The sequence below is a fragment of the Flavobacterium micromati genome, from assembly GCF_900129585.1.
GTDB classification, from domain to species: Bacteria; Bacteroidota; Bacteroidia; order Flavobacteriales; family Flavobacteriaceae; genus Flavobacterium; species Flavobacterium micromati.
Map to the genome: position 1 here is coordinate 159,232 of NZ_FQWF01000011.1, position 12,062 is coordinate 171,293.

Annotated in this window: 9 protein-coding genes; 3 read left to right on the forward strand and 6 right to left on the reverse strand. The window is 32.9% G+C overall.

Annotation, left to right across the window (positions count from 1 at the left end):
* Positions 1–457 precede the first annotated feature (457 nt).
* The 6 genes from rodA to purH all read right to left on the reverse strand — a co-directional run bounded on the left by rodA (position 458) and on the right by purH (position 7,666).
* Complete coding sequence (gene rodA, locus BUB42_RS12705; protein WP_073020944.1) at positions 458–1,693, reverse strand: rod shape-determining protein RodA; 1,236 nt, start codon at positions 1,691–1,693, stop codon at positions 458–460.
* Positions 1,694–1,698: 5 nt separating this feature from the next.
* Positions 1,699–3,651 (reverse strand): penicillin-binding protein 2, encoded by a 1,953-nt coding sequence (gene mrdA, locus BUB42_RS12710; RefSeq protein ID WP_073020946.1) that lies wholly within the window; start codon positions 3,649–3,651, stop codon positions 1,699–1,701.
* Positions 3,648–4,154, reverse strand: a complete 507-nt coding sequence (locus BUB42_RS12715) for a rod shape-determining protein MreD (RefSeq protein WP_073020949.1) — start codon at positions 4,152–4,154, stop codon at positions 3,648–3,650. Before BUB42_RS12715 ends, mrdA begins: the two co-directional genes overlap by 4 nt.
* Positions 4,147–4,971 (reverse strand): rod shape-determining protein MreC, encoded by an 825-nt coding sequence (gene mreC, locus BUB42_RS12720; RefSeq protein ID WP_073020952.1) that lies wholly within the window; start codon positions 4,969–4,971, stop codon positions 4,147–4,149. The genes BUB42_RS12715 and mreC overlap by 8 nt, the downstream gene beginning before the upstream one ends.
* Before the next feature lie 85 nt (positions 4,972–5,056).
* The gene (locus BUB42_RS12725) at positions 5,057–6,085 is read right to left on the reverse strand and encodes a rod shape-determining protein (RefSeq protein ID WP_073020955.1); all 1,029 of its coding nucleotides are present in this window, start codon (positions 6,083–6,085) and stop codon (positions 5,057–5,059) included.
* Between the two features lie 54 nt (positions 6,086–6,139).
* Positions 6,140–7,666, reverse strand: a complete 1,527-nt coding sequence (purH, locus tag BUB42_RS12730; RefSeq protein WP_073020957.1) for a bifunctional phosphoribosylaminoimidazolecarboxamide formyltransferase/IMP cyclohydrolase — start codon at positions 7,664–7,666, stop codon at positions 6,140–6,142.
* Between the two features lie 196 nt (positions 7,667–7,862).
* Between purH and BUB42_RS12735 the strand changes: the two genes are divergently transcribed.
* The 3 genes from BUB42_RS12735 (at position 7,863) to BUB42_RS12745 (ending at position 12,059) form a co-directional block, all read left to right on the forward strand.
* The gene (locus BUB42_RS12735) at positions 7,863–9,113 is read left to right on the forward strand and encodes an ABC transporter permease (RefSeq protein ID WP_073020959.1); all 1,251 of its coding nucleotides are present in this window, start codon (positions 7,863–7,865) and stop codon (positions 9,111–9,113) included.
* Positions 9,114–9,127: 14 nt separating this feature from the next.
* Entirely contained in the window at positions 9,128–9,682 is a 555-nt protein-coding gene (locus BUB42_RS12740) for a hypothetical protein (protein WP_073020960.1), read from the forward strand.
* A gap of 187 nt (positions 9,683–9,869) precedes the next feature.
* Positions 9,870–12,059 (forward strand): TonB-dependent receptor plug domain-containing protein, encoded by a 2,190-nt coding sequence (locus tag BUB42_RS12745; protein WP_073020962.1) that lies wholly within the window; start codon positions 9,870–9,872, stop codon positions 12,057–12,059.
* Positions 12,060–12,062 lie beyond the last annotated feature (3 nt).

The following is a 12,062-nucleotide window of genomic DNA, read 5'->3' on the forward strand; positions in this document are numbered from 1 at the left end:
CTAAGATCAAAGCATTGAAATCTTTCAAATGGAAAGTGTCATTCTGAGAGTAGCCGGAGGGCGGAACTTCTTTTATAAGCAACATGGAATCTCGACTGCGCTCGATTTGACAGAAAACAAAACAGTATTTTCAAAGATTAAATGGGCTAGATAGTAAATTTGGTAATGAAATATAAATAACTAAATACTTTCTTCTAGCAAAAAATTATATGTAGCTGAAAGGATTATTTGAGAATTTGTTATTCTCGTGTCAGAAAGAGTAAATCACAAATTTGTTTTTTCATAAACGAGGCAAAGATTATAACCAACGAATTAGTAACTGATGTTCATCCAAACGAAACCGTGATTGAATTATACTTTTTTTAATTTGACGGACAAATAGAAAGCAGTTTAGAAATTCGTACCGATTATAAATATAAAAGGTTCAAATTAAATATTTATGATGGAGTTTTTATAACTACCATTCATTTACTTTATTAGCATCCATTTTGATAAAGATAAATAGCAAGATTGTAAATCCCCAAAGTCCAGAACCACCGTATGAAAAAAAAGGAAGTGGAACTCCAATTGTTGGAAAAATTCCCACCACCATTGCGATATTTACGAAAAAGTGTGTAAATAATATTCCAGCAACACAATAGCCATAAACCCGACTAAATTTAGTTTTTTGCCTCTCAGCTAAATAAATTATTCTAAGAAATAAACCTGCAAAAAGTGCGATTACCGCTACTGAACCTGCAAAGCCCCATTCTTCTCCTACAGTTGTAAAAATATAATCGGTGTGTTGTTCTGGAACAAATCCACCTTTAGTTTGCGTCCCTTCAAGAAATCCTTTTCCTACCCAACCACCTGATCCTATTGCAATTTCGGATTGATTTGTATTGTATCCAATGCCTTTCATATCGACCGTTTTTCCTAAAAGTATATTGAAACGATCTCTGTGATGTTGTTTAAGCACATTGTCAAAAAGGTAATCGACAGATAATACAAAACCGGATATTAATGCAAAAAGAATAGTACTTAGAATAATATTCCTGTCCGCTAATCTCGATTTAAAATGAACAAAAATAAGGATTAGTAATCCAATAAGAATTACATATTGAGGTTCGAAAATAAGTGTTAATACAAATAAAAGTATTGTTACAAACCCAGTCCAGACATACCAAGCAGGAAGTCCTTCCCGGTATAAAACTATTATAAATATGCTATAAATTAATGCACTGCCTGGATCCGGTTGCGGCAATATCAGTAATACTGGTAAAGAAATAATTGCTAAAGCCTGCCATTGCCTTACAACATCTTTTAAGTTAATTTGGGTATCACTAAGATACTTAGCTATAGCTAAAGAAGTTGCAGTTTTTGCAAATTCAGATGGCTGTAATGTGAAGCTTCCGATAGCGTACCAGCAACGTTGCCCCGCGATTGTTTTACCAAAGAAAAACAGTCCAATTAAGGACAAAATGGAAATTATAAAAATTATACTTGCATATTTTTCATAAAATTTTCCATCAACAGCTAATATAACAATTATTAGAGGGATTGCAAGTACGATAAATATTAATTGCTTCTGGTAAGTGTCCTCCATGGAGGACAAAGAAGAAGAGTAGATATTTAACCAACCTAAAATAACTAATGCCGTATAAATTAATATACTTATCCAGTCAATATTATTTGCTACACTTTGGTTTTTCATTAGAATTAAATAACTTTTTTTACTATCGGTGTTGAATCAATTTTCGCTTTGTTGATAGGGATTTGTGTTTTCTTTTTTAATATAGAATCACTAATTCTCAGTTGTAATTTTACTGCCTCAGAAAGACCGCCTAATTTTGCATACTGAGCTTGTAAACTTGTAGTTAAAATTCTTTTTTCTAAATCAAGTCTTGTAATTTTTTGTCGAAGGTATTTTTCAATCATCAAACTTGCAATTGGTCCAGCAATTGTTGAGCCGAAACCTCCATTTTCTACCATCACAGCGATTGCAATTTTTGGATTATCTTTTGGCGCGAAAGCCACAAAAATAGAATGATCTTTCAACTGCACTCTTTTGCCTCCTATTTTGGCAAAATTTTCGGCAGTTCCTGTTTTACCACAAATATCAATACCTTCTACTTTAAGAGCGCTTGCCGTACCCATATTGTAAACATCAAACAATCCACTTATCATTGGTTTATAATATTTTTTGTCTATCGTGGTTGTGTGTTTTGTTGTAAATTTTTTATCAATTTGGTGGCCTTCAATTTTTTTGATAATATGAGGCGTAAAGTAAAAACCTTCATTTGCTACAATAGCCATCATATTGGCAAGCTGTATTGGAGTCATTAAAACTTCTCCCTGACCGATGGCATTTGATACGATTGTTGTGCTTCTCCATCCTCCGTTAGGATAAATACGCTTGTATGTTTTTGAGGTAGGAATTTTACCTTTTTTTCCCGTAGGTAAATCATAACCCATAAACTGTCCAAGGCCAAAGCTTGTCATATGATTAGCCCAAACATCAACGGCTTGTGCTGGTTTAGCGTATTTATTAATTGTTTTCATGTAGGCAGTTGCAAAATAGGAATTACAAGATTCATAAATTCCTCTATGAAGTTGTAGTGCTCCGCCTCGGCAGTGACAGCGCATAAAGCGACCTCGAGCATAGCTAAAACCATGGTTACAAAAAACTGTTGAATTTTCATCAATTACACCTTCCTGTAAAGCTACTAATCCTGTCAAAATTTTGAAAGGAGAACCGGGTGGATATTCTGCTAATAACCCTCTATCGTAAAGTGGTTTTGCAATAGAATCGTGATACAGTGCGGTGTAATTTTTAGATCGTTGTCGACCTACTAATATGCCAGGATCGTAAGAAGGAGCAGTTACAAGTGCCAAAATTTCACCTGTGCTAGGTTCTATAGCGACAATACCACCTCTCTTGTTAATCATTAATTCCTCGCCATATTTCTGTAATTCAGCATCAATTGTTAGATTAATATCCTCGCCCTGAACCGCAATGGTGTCATACTTGCCATCTTTGTACGAACCAATTTCTCTATTGTATTTGTCTTTTTGAATGTATTTGATACCTTTTATTCCTTTTAAAAGATCTTCGTAACTTTCTTCAACTCCTTGTCGGCCAATTAAATCCCCGCTATTGTAATATGGATTTTTTGCAACTAGTTTTTCATTTACTTGGGTGATGAAACCAAAAATATTAGCACCAAAAGCAACTTCATAATCCCGTAAGGATCTTTTTTGAAAATAAAAACCTTCGTATTTTCTTATTTTTTCTTGAAAAGCTGCAAATTCACTTTTGTTTAATTGCGACATAAAAACAGAGGGTAATCTGGGACTGTAAACTTTTGCCTTTTCAATTTTTTTTATAAAATCTTCCTTAGTAATATTTAAAAGCTGGCAAAATTCTAAAGTATCTGTTTTTTTTAATTCTCTAGGAATTACCATTATATCATAAGATGCCTGATTGGCAACTAATAATTTTCCATTACGATCATACATATAACCTCGCTCAGGATACTCGAACTTCTTTTTTATTGCATTGTTTTCCGACTTTAATTTTAAAGTTTCGTCGACAACTTGCAAATAAAAAATTCGAATCACAAGTAAAATAGTAGCAAGAATAATTAAAGAAGGCAATAATGCTTTTCTCATCGTCTGTTTGGCTTAATAAGATATATTATAATAATGCAAAGGATAACTGTAAAAGTAGTGCTCAATAAAGTAGTTACTAAAGTGTCTAATATATAACTCAACTGGAATGCTTCTAAAAGAAATAGCGTAAAATGATGAATAATCACAGATAGAAATATAAACGAAAATCGCTGTGGTGTTATTACATCATTTAGCTTAATCGTTTGGTATTCATAGCTCAATCCAAATGCAAATTTAAATAATAATGGTCTTAAATATGCTAATACTAAACAAGCTGTTGCATGCGTTCCTCCCGAATTACTGAATAGATCTAATATTATACCTAGCAAAAAGCTAGAGGCAATTAAACCCGACTTGTTCCCATTTACAGGATAAAGAATGATAAATAAAATATATGGAAATGGACTTATGTAGCCCAAAAAATTCATATTATTAAAAATTATAATTTGAATAGCCAATAGTAAAACAAATCGGAAAATGTTGACTAATAATGCGCTATTCATCTTTCACTTTTTTTTCTAAGTTAATGATTTCGTCGCGATCCTTACTTTTAATAATATAAACATGACCTAAATTAGTCATATCATTAAATAATTTTACATTCAAAGTAAAAAAATTAGTTTGCTCATCTCTATAAATTTTAGCTATGGTTCCTATATTAATATTTTCAGGAAAAATCACTGATTGCCCTCCTGTTACTATTGTGTCTCCAATTTTAATTAGCGCTAATCTGGGAAGGTCTGTAAGTTGCACATAACCTGTACTTTTTCCATCCCAATTTAAAGAGCCAAAATGGTCAGATTTTTTGATCTTAGCGTTAATTTGAGTTCTTTTATTTAAAACACTAATCACAGTAGAATATTTTGGCGATGTGTTTTCTATAATACCAACAATACCTAAACTATTAATGACTCCCATATCAGTTTTGACGCCGTCAAGTTCGCCGGAGTTTAATGTGAGATAATTTTCATAAACGTTATAGGAGTTGTGAATTACCTTCGACACTATAAGATCCTGCAATTTTACTCCTTTGATACTATCTAGTATTTTTGCGGTAGCGGTGTCCTTTGTATTAAAGATCATGCTGCGAAGTTTTGCATTTTCGAGTGCAAGAGCATCATTTTCAGTTTTTAAATTTAAATATTCATTAACGGTATTCACTTTTTCATAAACACCGCCACTCAAATAGTTGGCAGAACTAATAACCTTACTTCTGTGAAATGAGTGGGATTGAATGGTAAGGGATAACGATATGCCTATTAGCAGCAAAAACAGTATCCGATAACTGTTTTTAAAAATAAAATTAAATATTTGCTGCATTTTCTAAAATTGAATATTTAAGTAAATTAAAAAAAGAATTCGAAGTTTCAACCTCACGATCAAAACTCAGAATTCGTTTTTTTATTTATTTTATAAGAATACTTTTAAATTTGTTTAAATTTTTTAACGCCATTCCAGTTCCTCTTACAACAGCTCTTAATGGATCTTCCGCAATATAAACTGGCAAGTCTGTTTTTTGAGAAATTCTTTTGTCAAGTCCTCTTAGCATTGATCCTCCACCAGCAAGATAAATACCAGTGTTGTAGATGTCAGCAGCTAATTCAGGAGGGGTTTGAGAAAGCGTTTCCATAACGGCATCTTCAATTCGTTGAATGGATTTATCTAGCGCTTTTGCGATTTCTCGATAAGAAACCTCTACCTGTTTTGGTTTTCCAGTAAGTAAATCTCTACCCTGAACAGACATATCTTCTGGCGGCGTTTCTAAATCCTCTATAGAAGCACCAATTTGTATTTTGATTTTCTCAGCCGTACTTTCTCCAACAAATAGATTGTGTTGTGTACGCATGTAATAAACAATATCATTTGTAAATACATCACCAGCGATTTTAACTGATTTGTCACAAACAATTCCACCAAGAGCAATTACTGCAATTTCAGTTGTTCCTCCACCTATATCAACAATCATGTTTCCTTTGGGTTGCATGATGTCAATTCCAATACCAATTGCCGCAGCCATAGGTTCATGGATTAAATATACCTCTTTACCGTTAACTCTCTCACAAGATTCTTTTACCGCTCTCATTTCGACTTCAGTTATACCAGATGGAATGCAAACTACCATTCGTAAAGCAGGAGTGAACATTCTTTTTTTCAGCGCAGGAATGCTTTTGATAAACATACTAATCATTTTCTCTGACGCATCAAAGTCTGCAATTACACCATCTTTCAATGGTCTTATTGTCTTTATGTTTTCATGTGTTTTACCTTGCATCATGTTAGCTTCTTTTCCAACAGCGATGATTTTACCCGAAATTCTATCACGTGCAACAATAGATGGACTATCAATTACAACTTTGTCATTGTGTATGATTAAAGTATTAGCGGTACCAAGATCTATCGCAATATCCTCGGTCATGAAATCAAAAAATCCCATAAGTTTTTTTGGGGTTAAAAGTTAAACAAATAATAGGTCGCAAAGTTAAACAAATTAATGTTTGAAATGACGAGTTCCAGTAAATACCATTGCAACTTTATTTTCATTGCAATAATTAATACTCAATTCATCTTTTATGGAACCTCCGGGCTGAATTACAGCACTAATTCCTGCGTTTTTAGCTATTTCTACACAGTCAGGAAAAGGGAAAAATGCGTCACTCGCCATGGATGCTCCATGTAAATCAAATCCAAAATTCTTAGCTTTTTCAATGGCTTGTAGCAACGCGTCGACTCTTGATGTTTGTCCAGTTCCAGACGAAATCAAAGTTCCGTTTTTTGCAAAAACAATCGTATTGGATTTAGTATTTTTACATATTTTCGAAGCAAAAATTAAATCTTTTATTTCCTGCTGTGATGGCGCTGTTGTTGTAACGGTTGTTAAATCGTTTTTATTGTCGGTGATGTTATTTCTTTCTTGAATTAAAAGTCCGTTTAAGCAGCTTCTAACTTGTTTGTTAGGTAATTCGACGTCATTTTGAATTAATAAAATTCTGTTTTTCTTTTCTTGTAAAATCTTCAAGGCTTCAGGTTCATATTTTGGTGCAATGACCACTTCACAAAACAACTTGTTAATTTCTGTTGCAGTTGCAATATCAATTTTTGTATTGGAAATCAAAACCCCACCAAATGCTGATGTTGGATCGCATGCCAATGCCACATCATAAGCTTCACTGATTGTTGCTCTTGTAGCTAGTCCGCAAGCATTATTGTGTTTTAAAATTGCAAATGTTGCCCCATCATTTTTAAATTCGTTGATCAAATTTACCGCTGCGTCAACATCTAGTAAATTGTTATATGACAGTTCTTTTCCGTGTAACTTCTTGAACATTGCATCAAAATCACCAAAGAAAAACCCTTTTTGATGTGGGTTTTCTCCATATCTTAAAACTTGACCATTAGCAATACTTTCCTTATAAATGGTTTCATCAGTATTAAAATAATTAAAAATAGCTCCATCATAATGAGAAGAAACATGAAATGCTTTAGTGGCTAATAATTTTCTGTTTTCTAATGTTGTGCCACCGTTTTGTGAAGTAATTAAATCTAAAAGCAAGCTGTATTGATCCATAGAGGACACAATCACAGTGTCTTTAAAATTTTTTGCAGCAGCACGAATTAACGATATTCCACCAATATCAATTTTTTCAATGATATCTGCTTCACTTGCTCCCGAAGCTACTGTTTTTTCGAATGGGTATAGGTCAACAATAACTAAGTCAATTTGTGGAATGTCAAATTCCTGCATTTGCTGCATATCACTTTCATTATCTTGACGATTTAAAATTCCGCCAAAAACTTTTGGATGCAAAGTCTTAACTCTTCCGCCCAAAATCGAGGGGTAGGAAGTTATATCTTCGACAGGAATTACGGGAATTCCTAAATTTTTAATAAAATCCTCGGTTCCTCCTGTAGAATAAATTGTAACATTTTGACTATTTAGTTGTCTTACTATAGGTTCTAATCCCTCTTTTGAAAAAACTGAAATTAGTGCTGATTTAATCGTTTTAGTAGTGCTCATTTTGTAGTTGTATTTGTAAAATGCAAAAATAGTTTTTTAATGTCAAAACAAAGCCATTTGAAAACGAGATAATTATAATTATTAAATCAGCTCTAATGATGAACAGAAATTAGCAAATTAGTACTTTATAGGAACAATTAAAATTAGGTTTTTCATAAATATTTATGGAATTTTACTTTAACACAAAACAGGTTATATGTTAGTTTATCTTCGATTATTAAAAGAGAGTTTTGGTTTTGCAATGAATGCATTAACTAATAATAAGTTAAGAACGTTGCTTTCTTTACTAGGAGTAACCATTGGTATTTTTTCAATTATTGCAGTGTTAGCAGCTGTTGATTCGTTAGATCGAAAGATCACCAAGGATTTAAGTGGGCTTGATAAAAATACAATTTACCTAATGAAGTTTTCTTTTGGACCATCGAACATTCCACAATGGAAAAGAGAGCAATTCCCAAATGTAAAATATGATGAGTACACTTACATGAAAGGAGCTATGACTAATACTGATCAAATGGCGTATCAGATATTTACCAGAAGAGAGTCCATTAAATATGATTCAAAAACAGTAAGTGATATAAATATAGTACCCGTTTCTCAAGAATTTATTGATATTCAAGGGTTAGAATTTGAAAAAGGAAGGTTTTATAATGAATCGGAAGCTAATTCCGGAGCCTCTGTTATTGTCTTGGGAAATGAAATTGCAAATTCATTATTTGAAAATTCTGAGCCTATCGGCAAAAATGTTCGTTTATACGGTAAACGATTTACAGTAATAGGTGTCCTTAAAAAAGAAGGGTCAGGATTATTTGGCGATGGTAATGATACATCTGCTTATATTCCAGTAAATTTTGTTCGTCAATTGTTTGGAGATAACAACACTTCGCTAACTAATGTAATTATATTTAAACCAGAAAAAGGTGTCGATATGGATGCTTACAAAGGGGAAATAACGCAGAAATTGCGAAATGTAAGAGGTTTAAAAGCAGGTGAAATGGACAATTTTTTTATTAATGTATTTTCGGGATTTACGGATTTAATTGATGGGATTTTAGGTCAAATGAACGTAGTTGGATGGATTATAAGCGGTTTTTCACTTTTGGTAGGAGGTTTTGGAATTGCTAATATTATGTTTGTTTCGGTAAAAGAGCGCACTAATTTAATTGGAATTCAAAAGTCGTTGGGAGCTAAAAACCGATTTATAATGTTTCAATTTTTATTCGAAGCAATTATCTTATCTGTTTTTGGTGGTATAATAGGTCTTTTATTAGTTTGGATTATCTCAATAATATTAACTAAAGCACTAGACTTTGAATTTATTTTAGGGGTTGGTAATATCGTTTTAGGAACGGGATTAGCGGCAGCTATTGGATTAATTTCAGGAATTCTTCCCGCTATTGCTGCTTCTAAATTAGATCCTGTGGAAGCTATCAGAACTGGGATGTAAGAATACTTTGTTTTATGTTTAAAATCAAATTCTTAAAAGCAAAAAAACAGTTAGTTAGTTTTTTTCTACTATTTTTATTGGTAACGCCAGTTGCTGTAACTTACTCATGGTTGCAAATACAAAAACATGTTATTAAAAAAGAATTGAAATCGGACATGATTGCTGGAATTGAAAAAAAAGAATTAGTTTTTTTTCATTTTGCAAATAAGGAGATCAATTCAAAACTGAAATGGGAACATGCAAGTGAATTTGAGTACAATAATCAAATGTATGATGTTGTAGAAAAAAAAACAGTAAGTGATTCTACAAAATTATGGTGCTGGTGGGATCATAAAGAGACTAAACTAAATAAAAAACTACAGGATTTAGTGCTGACCGCTTTTCAACATGACGCTAAATCCAAGGAGAAGCAAAACGATCTACAAAAATTTTATCAGCTGCTGTATTTAAAATCTGAATTCTCTTGGAAACCATTTTCGGCAATTTTTATTTTTAAAACTACAATCTGGAAGAACACAATTTACAAATTGGTTACAACTCTAATCGTGCTTCCACCTCCAAAAAAATAATTAGAAAATAATATTATTTATTAACTGCAAAATGCATAATAATGACGATTGTCTATTTCTTGGCGATCTCATTATCAATTCATTTCACTTGCTGTTTGGTATAACTGCTAAAATTTAGCAAAACTATTTTATTAATTATTTTTAAAGGGCAGTCTGAATCCTTTACGATATATAATTCTGATTTCACATGAAAGAGAGTATTACGTATGTTTTACTATTGCTATCAATATATAATTTCGCACAAGCACAAAGTGATACCACAAAGCTTGCTGATGTCGTTATGATATATAATGTTCCTGTAGAACTTACATCGTTACCGTTTCAAGTTGCGATTATCGCTGCAGAGCAAATTGATTTTCAAAATTTTCAAAGCATGGCTGAAGTCTTGTCAAACTCGGGTTCCTTATTTGTTCAAAAATCGCAACAAGGTGGTGGAAGTCCTTCTATTCGGGGTTTTGAGGCTAGTAGAGTTTTGTTACTCGTGGATGGTGTGCGAATGAATAATTTAATATTTAGATCAGGGCATCTTCAAAATGTTATCACAGTTGACGAAAGTATGCTTGATAATGTGAACATTTTTTATGGTCCTACTTCTACATTGTTTGGTAGCGATGCACTTGGCGGAACCGTTGCGATGTCCACTAAAAAAGCAAAATTTTTAGGCGAAGCAAAAAATAAATTTACAGGAGCAATTAACTCGAGGTATAGTTCATCTAACATGGAGAAATCAATGGCTCTAAATTTGAACTATGCTGCCAGAAATTTTGCTGCATTGACCTTGGTTTCGTTCAATGATTTTGGAGATTTAAAAATGGGCCAGAATAAGAATCAAGACGAAGATTTTTTTGGAGAACGTCCTTTTTTTGTTGCTACAGTAAACGGAGTTGATCAATTAGTGACCAATGACGATAAATATGTTCAAAAAGAATCAGGGTTCAAGCAATGCAATGTGATGCAAAAATTAGCCTTTAAAACGGATTCTGGATTTGAACATGGTTTAAATCTACAATATTCAACTTCTACTGACGTTCCTCGCTATGATAGATTGACAGAAGGTGATTCTAAGACTGGTTTACGTCATGCAAAATGGTATTATGGGCCGCAAGAACGTGTTTTAGGTATTTATTCGTTGAGCAAAGAAAAGGCTTTTCTTGCAAGTGACTTAAAAGTTAATATTGCTTTTCAAAACGCAAAAGAAAGCAGGCACAACAGAAGATTTGGAAACTATAATTTACAAAATAGAGAAGAAAATGTTAAGATGTACTCTGTTGCAGTTGATCTAAAAAAGAAATTTATAGAAGGCGAATTATTTTACGGATTTGAGTCCTATTATGAAACTTTGAATTCTACTGCATTCTCTAATAATATAAATACGGGAGTAATTAATCCTATCAGTACAAGATATCCTAATGGTGACAACTCGATGTTGCGAAATGACATCTATGTTTCTTATAACGATAAATTATCTGATAATACGCTGTGGAATGCAGGCATACGTTTGGGATATACCTCTTTGAACAGTACAATTGCTACCGACTCATTTTTTCCTTTACCATTTACAACAGTTGCGCAGCATAACTTTACATACAGTGGATCAGTAGGAATTGTCAAAAATACGTCAGAGAATGTAGCGCTAAAAGCCAACTTATCTAGCGGATTTAGAGTCCCAAATATCGATGACTTAGCAAAGATTTTCGAATCAGTAAAGGGAACTATAATTGTGCCAAATGCAAATGTGAAACCAGAGAAAACTATAACGGCCGATCTAGGGATTATAATTCAATCAGAATCAAAAAAAGTAAAATTTGAAAATACTTATTTCTACACCAGGATGTATGACGCCATTGGAATTGACGAATTTCAATATGAAGGTCAAAGTGTGATTGTTTACGATGGGACGCCAAGCAAGGTTTTTGCAAATCAAAATAGGGGAAATGCTTTTATCACTGGATTGTCAACAAGTTTTAGTGCGATGGTATTTTCAAATATAAAGATGGATGCCAACTTTAATTATAATTTAGGGAAGGTTGTAGAAGATGGAGCGCAATCTCCTTTAGATCACATTGCACCTTATTTTGGAAAAATTGGTTTTATGTATGCAAATGCCAAAGTAAATATTGAAGCATATTTATTGTATAATGGAAAGAAAAAAAGAAAAGACTATTCAGCAAGTGGCGAAGATAATTTACAATATGCACCAGTTGACGGAATGCCAGCTTGGAAAACATATAATTTTAAAACGAGTTTCCAAGTGTATAAAGGTGCTACGCTATTTGCAGGAATGGAAAACATTTTAGACACACAATACAGAACATTTTCCTCTGGAATTAATGCTCCAGCAAGAAATATTTATGGTGGTCTTAGGTGTAACTTCTAAATC

What these genes read in the sequence shown, in the direction of transcription:
- BUB42_RS12735 (WP_073020959.1), top strand. Translation starts at nt 7,863, where the DNA reads ATGTTAGTTTATCTTCGATTATTAAAAGAGAGTTTTGGTTTTGCAATG.
- BUB42_RS12725 (WP_073020955.1), bottom strand. Translation starts at nt 6,085, where the DNA reads ATGGGATTTTTTGATTTCATGACCGAGGATATTGCGATAGATCTTGGT.
- BUB42_RS12745 (WP_073020962.1), top strand. Translation starts at nt 9,870, where the DNA reads ATGAAAGAGAGTATTACGTATGTTTTACTATTGCTATCAATATATAAT.
- purH (WP_073020957.1), bottom strand. Translation starts at nt 7,666, where the DNA reads ATGAGCACTACTAAAACGATTAAATCAGCACTAATTTCAGTTTTTTCA.
- BUB42_RS12740 (WP_073020960.1), top strand. Translation starts at nt 9,128, where the DNA reads ATGTTTAAAATCAAATTCTTAAAAGCAAAAAAACAGTTAGTTAGTTTT.
- mrdA (WP_073020946.1), bottom strand. Translation starts at nt 3,651, where the DNA reads ATGAGAAAAGCATTATTGCCTTCTTTAATTATTCTTGCTACTATTTTA.
- mreC (WP_073020952.1), bottom strand. Translation starts at nt 4,971, where the DNA reads ATGCAGCAAATATTTAATTTTATTTTTAAAAACAGTTATCGGATACTG.
- rodA (WP_073020944.1), bottom strand. Translation starts at nt 1,693, where the DNA reads ATGAAAAACCAAAGTGTAGCAAATAATATTGACTGGATAAGTATATTA.
- BUB42_RS12715 (WP_073020949.1), bottom strand. Translation starts at nt 4,154, where the DNA reads ATGAATAGCGCATTATTAGTCAACATTTTCCGATTTGTTTTACTATTG.